The 15,815-nt window shown below is 57.9% G+C and carries 17 protein-coding genes; 11 read left to right on the forward strand and 6 right to left on the reverse strand.

Annotated features, from left to right (window positions below):
• Positions 1–25 precede the first annotated feature (25 nt).
• Positions 26–502, forward strand: a complete 477-nt coding sequence (greA, locus tag JZY08_RS09895) for a transcription elongation factor GreA (protein WP_010972123.1) — start codon at positions 26–28, stop codon at positions 500–502.
• Positions 503–596: 94 nt separating this feature from the next.
• Positions 597–1,652: a glycosyltransferase family 4 protein gene (locus tag JZY08_RS09900; protein ID WP_216330042.1), complete on the forward strand. Its 1,056-nt coding sequence runs from the start codon at positions 597–599 to the stop codon at positions 1,650–1,652.
• A 187-nt stretch (positions 1,653–1,839) separates the two neighbouring features.
• On the opposite strand, the gene JZY08_RS09905 is transcribed toward JZY08_RS09900, so the two are convergent.
• Positions 1,840–2,307 (reverse strand): Lrp/AsnC family transcriptional regulator, encoded by a 468-nt coding sequence (locus JZY08_RS09905; protein ID WP_003494724.1) that lies wholly within the window; start codon positions 2,305–2,307, stop codon positions 1,840–1,842.
• A gap of 266 nt (positions 2,308–2,573) precedes the next feature.
• Here JZY08_RS09905 and trxB point away from each other — a divergent pair, with 266 nt between their 5' ends.
• The 4 genes from trxB (at position 2,574) to JZY08_RS09925 (ending at position 6,604) form a co-directional block, all read left to right on the forward strand.
• Positions 2,574–3,548 carry a thioredoxin-disulfide reductase gene (trxB, locus tag JZY08_RS09910; RefSeq protein WP_216330043.1) on the forward strand — a complete coding sequence of 325 codons (975 nt, stop codon included), beginning with the start codon at positions 2,574–2,576 and terminating at the stop codon, positions 3,546–3,548.
• A gap of 24 nt (positions 3,549–3,572) precedes the next feature.
• Complete coding sequence (locus tag JZY08_RS09915) at positions 3,573–4,469, forward strand: LysR family transcriptional regulator VtlR (RefSeq protein ID WP_035242757.1); 897 nt, start codon at positions 3,573–3,575, stop codon at positions 4,467–4,469.
• Between the two features lie 601 nt (positions 4,470–5,070).
• On the forward strand, positions 5,071–5,361 hold the full coding sequence (locus tag JZY08_RS09920; RefSeq protein ID WP_003494718.1) for a helix-turn-helix transcriptional regulator: 291 nt from the start codon (positions 5,071–5,073) through the stop codon (positions 5,359–5,361).
• A 130-nt stretch (positions 5,362–5,491) separates the two neighbouring features.
• Positions 5,492–6,604, forward strand: coding sequence for an alkene reductase (locus JZY08_RS09925; protein WP_216330044.1), 1,113 nt, complete (start codon positions 5,492–5,494; stop codon positions 6,602–6,604).
• A gap of 58 nt (positions 6,605–6,662) precedes the next feature.
• Here the strand turns inward: JZY08_RS09925 and JZY08_RS09930 are convergent, their stop codons facing one another.
• Together JZY08_RS09930 and JZY08_RS09935 are read right to left on the reverse strand one after the other, a co-directional pair.
• On the reverse strand, positions 6,663–7,052 hold the full coding sequence (locus JZY08_RS09930; protein ID WP_216330045.1) for a DUF6220 domain-containing protein: 390 nt from the start codon (positions 7,050–7,052) through the stop codon (positions 6,663–6,665).
• Positions 7,052–8,089 (reverse strand): NAD(P)H-binding protein, encoded by a 1,038-nt coding sequence (locus tag JZY08_RS09935; protein WP_216330046.1) that lies wholly within the window; start codon positions 8,087–8,089, stop codon positions 7,052–7,054. The genes JZY08_RS09930 and JZY08_RS09935 overlap by 1 nt, the downstream gene beginning before the upstream one ends.
• A gap of 89 nt (positions 8,090–8,178) precedes the next feature.
• Here JZY08_RS09935 and JZY08_RS09940 point away from each other — a divergent pair, with 89 nt between their 5' ends.
• Positions 8,179–9,123, forward strand: a complete 945-nt coding sequence (locus JZY08_RS09940; RefSeq protein ID WP_003494713.1) for a LysR family transcriptional regulator — start codon at positions 8,179–8,181, stop codon at positions 9,121–9,123.
• A 14-nt stretch (positions 9,124–9,137) separates the two neighbouring features.
• Here JZY08_RS09940 and JZY08_RS09945 read toward each other — a convergent pair whose 3' ends face one another.
• Positions 9,138–9,404 carry a DUF2188 domain-containing protein gene (locus JZY08_RS09945; RefSeq protein ID WP_003494712.1) on the reverse strand — a complete coding sequence of 89 codons (267 nt, stop codon included), beginning with the start codon at positions 9,402–9,404 and terminating at the stop codon, positions 9,138–9,140.
• Between the two features lie 195 nt (positions 9,405–9,599).
• Between JZY08_RS09945 and JZY08_RS09950 the strand changes: the two genes are divergently transcribed.
• Positions 9,600–10,706: a calcium:proton antiporter gene (locus JZY08_RS09950; RefSeq protein ID WP_137038011.1), complete on the forward strand. Its 1,107-nt coding sequence runs from the start codon at positions 9,600–9,602 to the stop codon at positions 10,704–10,706.
• Between the two features lie 99 nt (positions 10,707–10,805).
• On the opposite strand, the gene JZY08_RS09955 is transcribed toward JZY08_RS09950, so the two are convergent.
• Both JZY08_RS09955 and JZY08_RS09960 read right to left on the reverse strand, forming a co-directional pair.
• Positions 10,806–11,528 (reverse strand): hypothetical protein, encoded by a 723-nt coding sequence (locus JZY08_RS09955; RefSeq protein WP_216330047.1) that lies wholly within the window; start codon positions 11,526–11,528, stop codon positions 10,806–10,808.
• A gap of 183 nt (positions 11,529–11,711) precedes the next feature.
• Entirely contained in the window at positions 11,712–12,914 is a 1,203-nt protein-coding gene (locus JZY08_RS09960; RefSeq protein WP_216330048.1) for a pyridoxal phosphate-dependent aminotransferase, read from the reverse strand.
• Between the two features lie 211 nt (positions 12,915–13,125).
• Between JZY08_RS09960 and JZY08_RS09965 the strand changes: the two genes are divergently transcribed.
• The 3 genes from JZY08_RS09965 to JZY08_RS09975 all read left to right on the forward strand — a co-directional run bounded on the left by JZY08_RS09965 (position 13,126) and on the right by JZY08_RS09975 (position 15,596).
• On the forward strand, positions 13,126–14,052 hold the full coding sequence (locus JZY08_RS09965) for an EAL domain-containing protein (protein WP_216330049.1): 927 nt from the start codon (positions 13,126–13,128) through the stop codon (positions 14,050–14,052).
• 146 nt (positions 14,053–14,198) lie between these two features.
• The gene (locus tag JZY08_RS09970; protein ID WP_253204010.1) at positions 14,199–14,510 is read left to right on the forward strand and encodes a hypothetical protein; all 312 of its coding nucleotides are present in this window, start codon (positions 14,199–14,201) and stop codon (positions 14,508–14,510) included.
• A 183-nt stretch (positions 14,511–14,693) separates the two neighbouring features.
• Entirely contained in the window at positions 14,694–15,596 is a 903-nt protein-coding gene (locus tag JZY08_RS09975; protein ID WP_082182702.1) for a DMT family transporter, read from the forward strand.
• Positions 15,597–15,815 lie beyond the last annotated feature (219 nt).

The following is a 15,815-nucleotide window of genomic DNA, read 5'->3' on the forward strand; positions in this document are numbered from 1 at the left end:
CGACCGGAATGCGAAGGATAAAAAAATGGTAGAAAAAGTACCGATGACTCAGGGTGGATTCGTCAAGCTGCAGGAGGAGCTGCGCTTTCGCCAGCAGGAGGAACGTCCCCGTATCATCGAGGCGATTGCCGAAGCGCGCGCCCATGGCGACCTTTCGGAAAACGCCGAATACCACGCTGCCAAGGAAGCTCAGAGCCATAATGAAGGCCGCATCACCGAGCTCGAAGACCTGACCGCGCGCGCGGAAGTCATCGACCTTTCCAAGATGTCCGGTTCCAAGATCAAGTTCGGCGCCACGGTAAAGCTGATCGATGAGGATAGCGACGAGGAAAAGACCTACCAGATCGTCGGCGACCAGGAGGCCGATGTGAAGGCAGGCCGCATTTCCATTTCCTCACCCATCGCCCGTGCCCTCATCGGCAAGGAAGTTGGCGACAGCATCGAAGTCAACGCGCCGGGCGGCGCAAAGGGCTATGAAATTCTCGCGGTACAGTGGGGCTGATTGCCCTGACATGCGGTGCGCCCTTGCGGGCGCATTGCTTTCTGACGTGTTGAATTTCCAAATCACGCTCCAGCCGTAAAGACGGAAGCCCATCTTGCCCCATGCCAGTCTGAAAGATGTGCAGGTGCTTGCGCCGAACTTCAAGCGCAGGCTTTCCGGCGTCACCTCCACCATCGTGCAGCTTATTCCGGTGCAGAACCGGCTGGGCCAGAAGGTGGCGGTCATCGGGCCCGGCCTGCCGCAGCACCTGCCACATGTGCGCTTCGGTGATCTGTGGCAACTCTGGCAAAACGGCCCTCTGGGCACCCCCCGCATCTGGCACGCCCGTCGCAATCTTGAAATGTTGCCCGGCATTCTCATGCGTGACGTGCTGCGCATGAAGATCAAGCTGCTGTTTACTTCGGCAGCACAGAGGCGGCATTCCGCCTATACCCGCTTTCTGATTTCGAAGATGGATGCGGTTGTCGCGACAAACGGCCGCTCCGGCTCGTTTCTGCAGGTTCCCCATCGCGTCGTCATGCATGGCGTCGACACCGACCTGTTTCATCCGGCAACCGGCCCCGAGGATACGATCGCTTCGACCGGGCTGCCGGGGCAATATCTGATCGGCTGCTTCGGCCGAGTACGCCACCAGAAGGGCACTGACCTCTTCGTGCGGGCCATGATCGAGCTTTTGCCCGACTATCCCGAATGGACAGCAGTCGTTTCGGGCCGCGTGACAGCGGAGCACAAGGCTTTCGCCGACAAGCTCATCGCCGATGTTGCGGCGGCCGGCCTTTCGGACCGGATCGTGTTTCAGGGCGAAGTCGACGACATCAAGCCGTGGTATCGGCGGTTGACGCTTTATGTGGCACCGTCGCGCAACGAGGGTTTCGGATTGACGCCGCTTGAAGCCATGGCGTCCGAAACCGCCGTCGTTGCCAGCAATGCCGGCGCATACGAGGAAATGATCGTTCAAGGCGAGACCGGCGCGGTCGTCGAAGCCGGTGACTACACGTCCCTGCGGGATGCGATAAAGACCTATCTTGCCAATCCGGCTCTGGCCAAAAGCCACGCAAATGCCGGACTTGTGCATGTGCGCAGCACTTTTCCCCTGGAGAAAGAGGCGACAAGCCTTGGCGAAGTCTACGAAGCGCTGCGGCGCGGATAAAACGCCGTGCGCGCTTTTGAGCGCCACGATACCTAACAAAATTCCATATGCAGGCATCTCCCTCCTTCCGTCATTCCGGCCTTGAGCCGGAATCCAGCCGACGCGCGTCTGCGCGGCGGAGAGAGTCTTTTCAGCCCGAGGACTTGGGCTGGCTGGATTCCGGCTCAAGGCCGGAATGACGGAAGGGTCAGATTTCCACGAGGCCGACGCGCTTGACCTGGCGGATGGTGAGCATGGTGCGCACTGTATCGACATTCTCGTCGGCCGTCAGAACCTCGATCACAAAATCCTGGAACTCGGTCAGGTTTCTCGCAACGCAATGCAGCAGGAAATCGCTTTCGCCTGATACCATCCAGGCCTGACGCACCAGCGACCACCCGGCTGTCGCCGCCGCAAACGCCTTCAGATTGCTGTCCGACTGGCGCTTGAGGCCGACCATGCAGAAGGCTACGAGATCAAAACCGAGCTTCGGCGCGTTCAACATGGCGTGATAACCCTCGATCACGCCGGCTTCTTCCAGCTTGCGGACGCGCCTGAGGCACGGCGGAGCCGAAATTCCGACCCTTTCGGCCAGCTCCACATTGGTCATACGCCCGTCGCGCTGCAATTCGCGCAGGATTTTCAGATCGATGGCATCGAGTTCGACGCTGGTCACGTAGACGTTCCTCGTTAAGCTGGGGAACTTCCTTGTACTATTCGGCGCAGGATTCGCAACAATATGCCGCCGGCCGGTCACAAAATTGCGCGCGCATCCACAACTGCCTTGTTGGTAACGCAAGGCTGCCCTTGAATAAAGACACTAGACAACCTTAAATACCGGGCAATGAAGGGGTTGTGGCCTGTCCGCCGTCTTGCGGCTGGAAGGCCTGGTGCCGAAAGGCACCGTTACGTAAAGTCCCCGCTGTTGAAAGGAATGTTTCCATGTCTGCCCGCCATACGAAGGTATTGATCATAGGCTCTGGTCCCGCCGGTTATACCGCGGCGATCTACGCGGCCCGCGCAATGCTGAAACCCGTGCTGATCGCCGGCATGGAACAGGGCGGCCAGCTGATGATCACCACCGATGTCGAAAATTACCCCGGTTTCGCCGATCCCATCCAGGGTCCGTGGCTGATGGACCAGATGCTGAAGCAGGCGACCCATGTGGGCGCGGAAATCGTCAGTGACCTCGTCACCGAAGTTGAGACCGATGTACGGCCTTTCGTGGTCAAGACCGATTCCGGTGAGGTCTGGACTGCCGACACGCTGATCATCGCCACTGGCGCCAAGGCGAAATGGCTCGGCATCGAGAGCGAACAACATTTCCAGGGCTTCGGCGTTTCGGCCTGCGCTACCTGCGACGGTTTCTTCTATCGCAACAAGGATGTGATCGTGGTCGGCGGTGGAAACTCCGCCGTGGAGGAAGCGCTCTATCTCGCCCATATCGCCAAGTCCGTGACCGTCGTGCACCGCCGCGACAGCTTCCGCTCGGAGAAGATCCTCCAGGAACGGCTTTTCGCCAAGGAAAACGTCAAGATCCTCTGGAACACGGAAATCGCCGAAATCACCGGCGCTCCGGCCAAGCCGCCGATGCCGCCCTCCGTCTCGGGTGTGCGGCTGCGTGACACCAAGACCGGTGTGATCAGCGATACGCCCATCGACGGCGTCTTTATCGCCATCGGCCATGCTCCGGCTGTCGAACTGTTCAAGGGCAAGGTGAAGCTGAAAGACAACGGCTACATGTGGACCGCCCCCGATTCCACGGCAACCGACGTGGAAGGCATCTTCGCGGCCGGCGACGTCACCGACGACATTTACCGTCAGGCGATCACCGCCGCCGGCATGGGCTGCATGGCCGCCCTGGAGGCCGAACGTTATCTCACCGCGCAACAACCGCTCGCGGTCGCAGCGGAATAACCGAAAGGCAGGATAGGCATGGCAATGCCATTGGACTGGGATAAACTGCGCATTTTTCATGCCGCAGCCGAAGCGGGGTCTTTTACCCACGCTGCCGACAAGCTGCATTTGTCCCAGTCGGCCATCAGCCGCCAGGTCAGCGCGCTGGAACAGGATGTCGGTGTGAAGCTGTTTCACCGCCACGCCAGAGGTCTCATCCTCACCGAGCAGGGCGAACTGCTGTATCGCACCGCCCATGACGTGCTGCTGAAGCTCGAAACCGTCAAGATGCAACTGACGGAGACGACGGAGAAGCCGAGCGGCAAGCTGCGCGTAACGACGACCGTTGGTCTCGGCCAGGGCTGGCTCACGGATAAGGTGCAGGAATTCCTGCAACTCTATCCGGAAATGTCGATCCAGCTCATCCTCGACAACGAGGAGCTGGACGTGAACATGCGGCACGCCGATTGCGCCATCCGCCTGCGCCAGCCGCAACAGTCGGACCTCATCCAGCGCAAGCTGTTCACGGTGCACATGCACGTCTATGCCGCACCGTCCTACATCAACCGCCATGGCGAGCCGCAGTCGATCGAGGATCTGGACAACCACCGCATCATCTCTTTCGGTGAACCCGCGCCCAACTATCTGCTGGATGTCAACTGGCTGGAAAATGCCGGACGTTCCTCCGACAATACGCGCACGCCGCATCTGCAGATCAACAGCCAGACGTCGATCAAACGCGCCTGCCTGCTGGGAATCGGTATCGCCTGTTTGCCGGATTACATCGTCGGGCGCGATCCGGGATTGATTCAGTTGTCCCTCGCCGCAGATATTCCCTCGTTCGATACCTACTTCTGTTACCCGGACGAGATGAAAAACGCAGCGAAACTGAAAGCCTTCAGGGACTTCGTCGTGGCAAAAGCACGAAACTGGAATTTCTGACGTTTAAATAGGCCAACGCCACAAAACATCATACTAATTCATGGAGTTGGCCTGTCTGGCGCAGCCATGCGCCGGGCGCGCTCCACGCCAGCTTTGCACAGAAAATATACCGGAAATATGCAGACCTGCGCGGTGCGCATGCCTGACCTGCACAAAAAAGAGTTGTTTCGTGCACAAAAAAGCACCATATCGCACTCAGCTGATGCACACGGTGGCTTTTCCTCCCAGTTCCACCGCATCAGCTGTTCCCCTCTGGAGGTTTTTGACCTTCACACTTAAAGGGCCCTGGATCTATCCGGCGGCCCTCTTTTTTTACCCGCAAGAATTTTCCCCAATTTGGCGAAATATCGCATGATGCAACCTTGTTTTGCATTATTGCTACTCCCATATTTCAATCAGCTGTCACGCTTGCCTATGCACGCGACAGCTGTTCCCCTCTGGAGGTTTTGACCTTCAAACTTGTCAGGCCGCGGAGAAATCCAGCGGCCTTCTTTTTTGGAAGCCGCAAGGCGGCGACAGACCGGCCTTCACGGATACGTGAATTGTATATCGAAAAACATCGATATACATATCGATCACACCAGATATTAGAGAAGCGTAGATGAACCCGGAGGAAATCCTCAAAGCCCTTTCCCACCCTGCAAGGCTGAAGTTCCTTGAATGGCTGAAGTGTCCGGAAAATCACTTCTGCCAGGATCATCCGCTCAGCATGGGTGTATGCGCCAACCAGTTTCAGATCAGCGGCCTGTCGCAATCGACCGTGTCGTCGCATCTGGCGGTTCTGCAGGCGGCTGGCCTGATAAGGTCGAAGAAAGTTGGGCAATGGGTGTTTTTCGAACGTAACGAGGAAACCATCGACGCCTTCCGCAATTATCTGCAAGCCAATCTTTGAGCCTCCCAAGCTTCAAGACCTGGGCATCGAACCGAAAACTGTCATTCGGTTTTCTAAAGGTTCGATGCCCGCACCAAATAGAGAGCGCGTCCCCCGCGCAATTCGTCAACCGACAAGAAAGTGAAGTCGCATGACAAGTCTTTTCGAACCGGCACAGGCCGGCGATATCGCACTCGCCAACCGTATCGTCATGGCTCCCCTTACCCGCAACCGTTCGCCGGGGGCAATTCCCAACAACCTCAACGCCACCTATTACGAGCAGCGTGCAACGGCCGGGCTGATCGTTACGGAAGGCACGCCGATTTCCCAGCAGGGTCAGGGCTATGCGGATGTTCCGGGCCTCTACAAGCAGGAAGCGGTCGAAGGCTGGAAAAAGATCACGGAAGGTGTCCATTCGGCAGGTGGTAAGATCGTCGCGCAGATATGGCACGTGGGGCGCATTTCCCACACGTCGCTCCAGCCGCATGGCGGCCAGCCTGTCGCCCCTTCGGCCATCCCCGCCAAATCGAAGACCTATATCATCAATGATGACGGCACCGGCGCCTTTGCGGAAACCTCCGAGCCGCGTGCACTGACCATCGACGATATCGGCCTTATCCTTGAAGATTACCGCACCGGCGCGCGCGCAGCACTTGAGGCCGGTTTTGACGGCGTCGAAATCCATGCCGCCAACGGTTATCTGATCGAGCAGTTCCTGAAATCCAGCACCAACCAGCGCACCGACGAATATGGCGGTTCGATCGAAAATCGCGCCCGTTTCCTGCTCGAAGTCGTCGACGCGGTAGCGGAAGAGATTGGCGCTGGCCGCACCGGCATCCGCCTTTCTCCCGTCACCCCGGCCAACGACATTTTCGAGGCCGATCCGCAGCCGCTTTATAACTATGTGGCGGAAGAGCTTGGCAAGCGGGGCCTCGCCTTCATCCATGTCGTTGAAGGTGCAACCGGTGGTCCCCGCGACTTCAAGCAGGGCGACAAACCCTTCGATTACGCCGCATTCAAGGGTGCCTATCGCAATGCCGGCGGCAAGGGCCTCTGGATCGCCAACAACGGCTACGACCGCCAGAGCGCCATCGAGGCGGTGGAAAGCGGCAGGGTCGATGCCGTGGCCTTCGGCAAGGCCTTTATTGCCAATCCGGATCTCGTGCGCCGTCTGAAGGATGATGCGCCACTGAACGAGCCTAACCAGCCGACCTTCTATGGTGGCGGGGCTGAAGGCTATACCGACTATCCGGCTCTTGGCTGATAATCATCGACAAATCCAAAACGCCGCACTGTTTCAAAGCAGTGCGGCGTTTGCCGTTTCAGGACAGGCTGCGCGCCTGCCGCGCGGCAAAATCAGAAAACGCCCCCATGACGAAGGCGTTGGCCACATGCAGCGCCTGCAGCAGGCCATTTCCGGTTTCCCGCCCGATGCTCATCAGTGCCACCTGGAGGCAGTAGAGAGCCAGCAGCGCGACCGCACGGGCAAGGTTCGGCCGCACCTCGTCGTAACGCAGGGCAAGGACCACCAGCGACATGATGGGAATGGCGATCAACATGCCAAGCCCCTTGTGCAGCGAAATCAGCGATCCGTCATAATAGATCGACAGTCCGGCCAGCAGCACCTGCGCAAAAATCAGCACCGGCACGATCGTCGAAATCACGGCGAATAGCCGGCGCCGAGCGGACATCCCGTTCACTGCGGTCGCCATCACACCCTGCCCCCGGCATCGACCGGATGGTGAAGGCCCGCCGCTTTCGGCGCCTCTTCAAGGCAGCCGAGGCTCGCCAATGTCGTGGATACCGCTATATCGATGGGTGTTTTCGGTTCCGTTCCGAGAAAATCCGTAAGCTTACGGTTGCTCATCCGGATCGGCATCTGCCAGAGATATTGCATTTCCAGCACCTCCCGGAACAGGGGAACGAAGGGCGCCGCCAGCTTTATGCCCAACCAGGATAGTCGCCGCCGCTTGACCGGATGGCCAACGGCCCGTTCGATCGCACCGGTCAATTGCATCCCGTCGAAATCCCAGAAACCCTCCATGTGATAGACCGCAAAGGTCGAAAGCTCGTCTGCCCGGTCAAGCAACCGCCCGATCGTCTCGGCCACATCAGGCAGATAGGCCCATTGATGCCCGGCATGGGGCGCTGCGGGATTCTGGACGCTGCGAACCGGCTTGCCCGGCCGCACCAGCATCTGCGAAAACCAGTTGTTTTTCGCGTCCGGGCCGAAAAAATCACCCGCGCGGACGATCAGAACGGGAATGCCGCGCATTGACGCCATTTTCAGCCGCCGCTCCATTTCGACACGTAAGGTGCCCTTGCGGGTAAACGGCTTTTGCGGGCTGTCTTCCGTCAGAAGCGGAAAGGCGTCCGGACCGAAATTATAGACGCTGCCCGGAAATACGATCCTCGCACCGCTGGCCTCGGCGGCGGCAATGGTATTGTCGAGCATTGGCAGCACCTGCCTGTCCCAGTTGCGATATCCGGGAGGATTGACCGCATGGACGATAAGCTTCGCGTCCTTTGCGGCCCCCACCACGTCCTGCCTGTTCATGGCATCGCCAGTCACGCGCTCCACACCGTCCGCCGCAGCAGTCTGTGCCGGCTGACGTGTCATCGCCCTCACCCGCCAGCCGCGCTGCAGCAGCATCTTCGAAATCTGGCTGCCGACACCGCCATTCGCCCCGACGATCAGGGCCAGTGGCGTGGCATTCTCAGCCGCATTTGCCTGGTTTTCATATATCATCGCCGTACTCCTTGTTATGGGCTGGAGTATCGTCCCGTTCCGCGGTATACGAAATTATCGAAATCAGTGGAGCGGCTATACAAAATATTATGACCAGAAGCCGTGACATCAGCTGGGATTTCTATCGCACCTTCCTCAGCGTGCTAAGCGACGGTTCACTTTCCGCCGCCGCCCGCGAACTCGGCATCACCCAGCCGACGGCGGGACGCCATATCGGCGCGCTGGAAGAGGCTGTCGGCTTTCCGCTCTTCATCCGCTCGCCGCACGGCCTGATGCCCACCGAGGCGGCCCTTGCTCTCCGGCCCTATGCGGAAAATCTGGCCGCGACGACCGCAGCGCTCATGCGCGCGGCCTCGGGTGAGGTCGGCAAGATCGAAGGCACCGTGCGTATCAGCGCATCGGATATTATCGGTGTGGAAATGCTGCCGCCGATCATCGCAGCCATGCAGGAAGTTCATCCGCGTCTTGAAATCGAGCTTTCGCTCTCCGATACGCTGGAAGACCTTTTACGGCGTGAGGCCGATATAGCCATTCGTATGACCGAACCGCAGCAGGATGCGATCGTCATGCGCTACATCGGCAATTTTCGCCTGGGATTTCATGCGACGCGCGATTATCTGGCAAAAGCCGGCGCCCCGGAAAGCATGGAAGACCTCAACCACCACCGAATGGTCGGTTTCGACCGCAAGACGCCCTTTATCCGGGCGGCTATTCAGCGGATGCGTTCGCTCGATCCGGAAATACCTGATATTGAAGAGATTTCCTTCGAAATCCGCGCCGACAGCAATCTCGCCCAGCTTGCCATGATCCGCGCCAGCGCAGGCATTGGCGTCTGTCAGATCGGTCTGGCACGCAAGGACCCACGTCTCGTCCAGGTCCTTCCGAAAATCGACATTCCACTGCACACCTGGGTCGCGATGCACGAAAATCTCAAGACCTCGCCGCGATGCCGTGCCGTGTTCAGCGCCCTTGTCGATGGCCTCAAGGCCCATCTCAAGGAAACCGATCCGGGCGCTCCGCCGCAACGGCGCTAGCACCGTTCCACGCATCAAAACGGTCTGGCGGGGGGTGAAGTCTTGTCGACCACTTCTGCTTCCGGCCGGTCGCCGCCCTGGCTGTATTCCTCATGCCAGTGGCCACGCTCGTCCTGATAGCTGATTTCCTCGTCATCGCCCCCCACCTGCTGCTCGGCAGCGACGATGCGCGCCGCCTCGACGGCATCGGCATAAGAAGGGAAGGTTTCTGAATAAGCGCCATTCATGCGGTAGGCGAAGCCTCCGTCATGCTCAACGATTTCATAGACCACTTTGGTCATGCATGTTCCTCCTGTTTTGGTAGGTGACATGGCAACCACAACCGCGTTTCAAGCATTGCATCCGACGGGGACACCACGGCATGAGCAGCATGTCCTGCAACACCACTATCCTACCAAAAGCACTCAAGCGCAAATCCTGCTTGATCTGAAAGACGATACGTCACAGCCTGGGACTGGCACGGGGAAGGGAAATCGATGGCGGGTTCTATTCTGAAACAGGAGCGCATGCTGCTCCTGGCAATACCGGCGGCGATCGTCGCCTATATGGCCGAACATGCAATATTCGAGGCCGGCAAAACGGCGTCTCTCATTGCTGCGATCGCCCTGATCGGGATGATCATTCTGGTGTCGATGCGGGTTGCCCATCACGCCGAAATCCTTGCCGCCAAGGTCGGCGATCCCTATGGCACCATGATCCTGACGTTGTCGGCGGTGGCGGTGGAGGTGCTGATCCTCGCCATCATCATGAGCGAATCCAGCTCGCCGACCCTTGTGCGCGACACGATCTATTCCGCCGTGATGATCGACATCAACGGCATTCTGGGCCTCGCCGCCCTGCTCGGGGGCCTGCGCCACGGCGAGCAGCCCTATAATGACGATTCCGGCAAGACCTACGGCGTCATGATCCTGACTGCCATGGGTATTTCGATGATCGTGCCGGAGTTCATTCCCGACGAAAGCTGGCATGTCTATTCCGCCTTCACCATCGTCGCCATGATCGCGCTTTATGCACTGTTCCTGAAAATGCAGGTCGGCCCGCACAGCTATTTCTTCAGCTACGCCTATCCCCGCAAGGCGCACCCGACCGGCCAACCGTCCGACAGCCATGCGGATGAGGAGGAAGAAGGCAGCGTCTCCCTCTCCATCGGCCTCATCATCGCCGGCGTGGTGCTGATCGGTGTTCTGGCGGAATTCATGGCGGCCTTCTTGAGCCAGAGCCTCGAAGGCACGAGCGCGCCACCGGCATTGATGGCGGTTGTGGTAGCGACAATCTCCGCCTCACCGGAAATCCTGACCGCACTCCGCTCCGCATTGCGCAACCGCATGCAGGCCGTCGTCAATATCGCCATGGGCGCGTCACTGTCGACGGTCATCCTCACCGTCCCGGTCATGGAAGGCATCGCGCTTTACACCGGCCAACCCTTCATCATGGCGATGACGCCGGTTCAGACCGTCATGGTCTTCATCACCCTCATCGCCGCCGCCATCAATCTCAATGACGGCGAAACCAACGCGATCGAGGGAATGACCCATTTCATCCTCTTCGCCACCTTCATCATGCTGCTGTTTCTTGGGCTTTAGAGTCTGATCACCGGTCGATATGCGAGCAGCAAAGGCATCGAAAAATATCAGCCGCGAAGCTTTGACGTTTTCGACTGGCCAGCGATGATACATGCTCACCTATCTTGCGGCGAAGACTGGCGCATTAAAATACGGGTAGTCCTCATTGCTCCCCAAAATGACGGCGACTGGACGCGGCAGTACATCGCGAGGCGCACAATCCCGCAATGCCAAATATATCAAAACGACGATATAGCACGCCCCCAACACTCTTGCGGTTTGCGATTCCGGTTCGGTGATCCCCTTCAATAAATAAACGGCGCCATAGAGGTCGGAAATGCCATTGATCTGGACTGTGTCGTCAATCTCCTCAAATCCCCCTTGCCAAGCGCATGAGTATTGATCGAATCCCGAAAGAAGGCCGGCGCGGTCGGAAGTAGAGAAAGGCCATGCGTCGTCTGAATAGAAGTTCGTCTCGATGACGGGATCAAGCAATCCGTCGTCGTTCGGCTCTAGCCCTATATGCCCTGGCCAGCTTAGATCGATTCCGATCGCACTAATCTTGTTGTCACCACGATCGCAGTCCGTGATGCGCGCTGGCAAATTTGACCACCCGATCAACTCAATGCTTTTTGGGCTGACGCTTAGAAAGCGTGAAGGAAGCGGGCGGCCTGGGCCGCAAACTGCGCTAAGCAGTAACTTGAGGCGATCGGCAGCCACATCCGCTTCGTCTCCTCTGAGTAAATCTTCAATTTCCTTACAGAATTCTCTCTCAGGCAGCCCATCAACAACTAACTCGTTAAGCATCACAAAATACTCTTTTTTAGAAAAATTGAAATACAAATACGATATTATTTAACTATAAACAAAATAATAATAAGTAGCCGCAATAAATAAAATCGGTAATTATTTAAGATTATTACAAAATTGCTCTAATTTATAGTTTTGTAAAATGCAAAAACGCTAGTTATTAAACAAAAAAGCCCGGCATCGCTGCCGGGCTTCCTTCAAGATCGCAATGACCGATCAGCGGCAATCGGCGCAGAAGCGCTGGATGCGCTTGCAGGCCTCTTCCAGCAGCGCTTCCGACGTGGCGTAGGAAATGCGGAAGTTCGGGCCAAGGCCGAAGGCCGATCCCTGCACGACGGCAACGCCTTCGGCTTCCAGAAGCTCGGAGACGAAATCCACGTCCGACTCGATGACCTTGCCCGACGGCGCGGTCTTACCGATCATGCCGGCGCAGGACGGATAGACGTAGAACGCGCCTTCCGGTGCCGGGCAATTGATGCCCTTGGCCTGGTTGAGCATGGAGACGACGAGGTCACGACGGCCTTCGAAGATCTTCTTGTTGGTCGGAATGAAATCCTGCGTGCCGTTCAGCGCTTCGACAGCCGCCCATTGCGCGATGGAGCTGGCGCCCGAGGTCTGCTGGCCCTGGATCATGTCCATGGCCTTGATCAGCGGCAGCGGGCCGGCCGCATAGCCGATACGCCAGCCGGTCATGGCATAGGCCTTGGAGACGCCGTTCATCGTCAGCGTGCGGTCATAGAGCGAAGGCTCCACTTCGACCGGCGTGACGAATTTGAAATCGCCATAGGTCAGGTGCTCATACATGTCGTCGGTCAGCACCCAGACATGCGGATGCTTGACCAGCACGTCCGTCAGCGCCTTCAGCTCGTCATGCGAATAGGCAGCACCAGAGGGGTTGGACGGAGAGTTGAACACGAACCACTTGGTCTTCGGCGTGATCGCCTTTTCAAGCGCTTCCGGCTTCAGCTTGAAATTGTCTTCAAGCGTGGTGTCGACGAATACGGGTGTACCGCCGCAGATCGCCACCATTTCCGGATAGCTGACCCAGTAAGGCGCGGGAATGACGACTTCATCACCCGGGTTGAGCGTGGCCATGAAGGCGTTGAAAAGGATCTGCTTGCCGCCCGTGCCGACAATCGTCTGCTCCGGCTTGTAGTCCAGACCGTTTTCGCGCTTGAACTTTTCGGCAATCGCCTTGCGCAGTTCCGGAATACCGGAAACAGGCGTGTATTTCGTTTCGCCGCGCTTGATGGCCTCAATGGCCGCTTCCTTGATGTTTTCGGGCGTATCGAAATCCGGCTCGCCCGCGCCAAGGCTGATTACATCACGGCCCTTCGCTTTAAGCTCACGGGCTTTCTGGGTAACAGCGATGGTGGCGGATGGCTTTACGCGGGAGAGAATGTCGGCAAGGAAGGCCATTTTTAATCGGTCCTGTTGTGGTTGACATCGGCAGAGGCAGAAAATCCGCATCTTCTGCGGCATTTTCTATGTCGAAAGACAGACGCTCTTTCAAGGCCAAAAGCGGCATATGTGACATAGCGGAGAATTTAAACCCTGCTTAACCCGGAAGTAACGCTTAATGCTCTACAATCGCGAGCTTAGAGGACGTGTCTCTAGAGCTGGTTGAAAAATGGCGCCCAAAAGCATCTTTTCCAGTCTTGTCCGCGAGGTCGATGGCACATGGTCCACGGCCTATAGCCCCTTCAACCTGAAATCGGCCCTGCAGCCCATTTTTCGCCGAACGACAAGTGGCGCGCTCGACATCGATTCCTTCGAAGGTCTGGTGCGACCCCACCGCAACGGCGAGCCGGTGACGCCGGGTGAATTCTTCTCGCTGGTGGCGCCTGACGATATCGAAAATATCGACAGCATTCTGCGCACCATCCACATCCTCAATACCGGCAGGCTCAACCGGTCCCGCGCCCGCATCTTCGTCAATTTCCATCCGGGCCTGTTCCAGACCCCGGCCAAGATGCGGCAGGAGGTGGAACGCATGCGGCTCGCCGCCCACGAAGCCGGCATGACGGCGGACCGCATCGTCTGCGAAATCTCCGAGAAAAAGGCGTCCGACACCCAGATGGTCGCGGACTTCGCCTACCACATGCATGATATCGGCTTTCGCGTGGCGCTGGACGACTATGGCGCCGGCGATTCCGACATTGACCGGGTAAAACTCATCAAGCCGGACTACGTGAAATTCGAGGCAGGCTGGGTGCGCGATTTCATGCAGAATTCGGCGGGCGCCGCCCTTCTGCGCGTCATCGTCAGCCAGTTCCGCAACGATGGCATAGAGCCAGTCTTCGAAGGGCTGGAAACCAGCTGGCAGGTTGAACTGTGCGAAGAACTCGGCGTGCTCTTGATGCAGGGTTACGTGCTGGCAAAACCGGAACTCGCGCCGACAACATTCGACGCACGTTTCCCTGAACTCGGCAGCGAGTATTTTTCCGCGCCGACAAGGTCCGACAGGAATGCGGCACCGGCGTTTTCCCGCGAAGAACGCTCCATTGAGCCGCATCCGCTGCGCCAGAACCGGACCTTCGGAAAACGCGGGCTCTGACCCCATTTTCGGTACAACAGGTCCCATAATCGGCCTTGCCGCAATATCGCCACAATAAATACTCTGGAACGCCAGAATTCGGTCTCCAAGCCGTCCATTTCGAAGCCTCTTTTATCCTTCAGGAACAGGGACAAGAGGCAATCGCCATGTTTACCAACGATCGGACTTCCGTTGAAAGGTTGAGGGCGCAGAGAACGCTGTTCTCGCTCTGGATGGCGGTCGCGGCGTTTCTTGTCATTGTCACCATGGCAGCCGGCATTGCAACCTCGGCAAATGCAGCGGCTCAGGCGGTCGATACCCTGCACACATCCGCTATCCCGCAGGTGGCGACAACATCGCAGGCCGGTCCTCACATCCTGCTTATCATCCTGTCGGCCGCAGCCTTCATCGGCCTCGGCATAGGCGGCCTGACACTCACCCGGCGAAGCCTGAAGGATGAAGCCCGCCGCTTCAAATAGGCCGCCACCATAAAGGGCGGCATCAGCTCCCGCACCCGCTATGGCCATCTCCCCTCACTTGCGGCATCGGTAGCTTACTGCTAAAGCACCAGCGAAACCGTCGGATCGACATTTCAAAAAATCCCCGAATTTCCAAGGCCGTGACTGAATGATCTTCCGGCCCCTGCTGTGCTGGTGCCAATCATGACGCGTATTCAGGCCAATATGCTGCTTCTGCTCGCCGCAGCGATCTGGGGAGGTGGTTTCGTCGCCCAATCCTCCGCCATGGCCTCGATCGGCCCGTTCTGGTTCGTCGGCCTGCGTTTCGCCATTGCCGCCATCGCCGTTTTGCCATTTGCGATGATGGAAACCCGTTCGAAAAAATCGCCGCCGCGCCGCAGGGAGATTGGCAGCTTCATTCTCGTGGGACTGGCCCTGTTCGGCGGCGCCACCACCCAGCAGGTCGGGCTTTTGACCACGACCGTCACCAATTCCAGCTTCCTGACCGGGCTCTACGTCATCTTCGTTCCGGTCATCGCCGTCGTCCTTTACCGGCGCCACCCCCACTGGATCGTCTGGCCCTGCGCCCTGATGATGCTGGGTGGCATTTTCCTGCTCTCCGGCGGCGCGTTCGAAACGCTGACGCGCGGCGATATTCTCAGCATCATCTGCGCCTTCTTCTGGGCGATCCAGATCACGCTCGCGGGCCGTTTCGTCTCCGAAAGCGAGCGGCCTCTGGCGCTTTCCTGCACCCAGTTTGCGGTTTGCTCCCTTTTGAGTTGCATGATCGGGGTGGTCTTCGAACCCATCAGCATGGCATCCATCGAGGCATCGCTGGCGGAAATTCTCTATGTCGGCCTCGTTTCCTCCGGCCTCGCCTTTGTGTTGCAGGTCATCGGCCAGCGTTACACGACGGCGCCGCAGGCGGCGATATTCCTGTCCTCGGAGGCGCTTTTCGGCGCTTTGCTGGCCTCGGTTTTCCTGAAGGAAACCATTTCCAACGCAGGTTATGTCGGCTGCCTGATCATTTTCGTCGCCATATTGATCGTCGAACTGGTGCCGGAGCTGACGCGAAAGCGGCAAAAATCCATGGCTGGAACAGCGTGACGCCAAAAGAACGTATTTTTCTCATTCGCTGAAAAATCGAGGTTGGATATTCAAATTTTGCCGGGAAAACCAAAGGTGAACGGCAATTATTTCATCAACAATCGATTATGCGAAAAAAATATGCGATTCCACGCAGTAATTCTACCGCAGGTTTTTTATCTGACAAAAAGCCCGTGAAAACTTTTGCTTGCCAATTTTAAATAAACGCATCACTCTACC

It is taken from the genome of Rhizobium sp. X9 (genome assembly GCF_018873185.1).
Classification (GTDB): domain Bacteria; phylum Pseudomonadota; class Alphaproteobacteria; order Rhizobiales; family Rhizobiaceae; genus Agrobacterium; species Agrobacterium oryzihabitans.

Excerpts from the sequence above, each read along its gene's own strand:
- JZY08_RS09965 (WP_216330049.1), top strand. The coding sequence starts at position 13,126 with ATGGCGCCCAAAAGCATCTTTTCCAGTCTTGTCCGCGAGGTCGATGGC.
- JZY08_RS09960 (WP_216330048.1), bottom strand. The coding sequence starts at position 12,914 with ATGGCCTTCCTTGCCGACATTCTCTCCCGCGTAAAGCCATCCGCCACC.
- JZY08_RS09940 (WP_003494713.1), top strand. The coding sequence starts at position 8,179 with ATGACCAGAAGCCGTGACATCAGCTGGGATTTCTATCGCACCTTCCTC.
- JZY08_RS09930 (WP_216330045.1), bottom strand. The coding sequence starts at position 7,052 with ATGGCGACCGCAGTGAACGGGATGTCCGCTCGGCGCCGGCTATTCGCC.
- JZY08_RS09915 (WP_035242757.1), top strand. The coding sequence starts at position 3,573 with ATGCCATTGGACTGGGATAAACTGCGCATTTTTCATGCCGCAGCCGAA.
- JZY08_RS09945 (WP_003494712.1), bottom strand. The coding sequence starts at position 9,404 with ATGACCAAAGTGGTCTATGAAATCGTTGAGCATGACGGAGGCTTCGCC.
- greA (WP_010972123.1), top strand. The coding sequence starts at position 26 with ATGGTAGAAAAAGTACCGATGACTCAGGGTGGATTCGTCAAGCTGCAG.
- JZY08_RS09935 (WP_216330046.1), bottom strand. The coding sequence starts at position 8,089 with ATGATATATGAAAACCAGGCAAATGCGGCTGAGAATGCCACGCCACTG.
- JZY08_RS09920 (WP_003494718.1), top strand. The coding sequence starts at position 5,071 with ATGAACCCGGAGGAAATCCTCAAAGCCCTTTCCCACCCTGCAAGGCTG.
- JZY08_RS09950 (WP_137038011.1), top strand. The coding sequence starts at position 9,600 with ATGGCGGGTTCTATTCTGAAACAGGAGCGCATGCTGCTCCTGGCAATA.
- JZY08_RS09925 (WP_216330044.1), top strand. The coding sequence starts at position 5,492 with ATGACAAGTCTTTTCGAACCGGCACAGGCCGGCGATATCGCACTCGCC.
- trxB (WP_216330043.1), top strand. The coding sequence starts at position 2,574 with ATGTCTGCCCGCCATACGAAGGTATTGATCATAGGCTCTGGTCCCGCC.
- JZY08_RS09975 (WP_082182702.1), top strand. The coding sequence starts at position 14,694 with ATGACGCGTATTCAGGCCAATATGCTGCTTCTGCTCGCCGCAGCGATC.
- JZY08_RS09970 (WP_253204010.1), top strand. The coding sequence starts at position 14,199 with ATGTTTACCAACGATCGGACTTCCGTTGAAAGGTTGAGGGCGCAGAGA.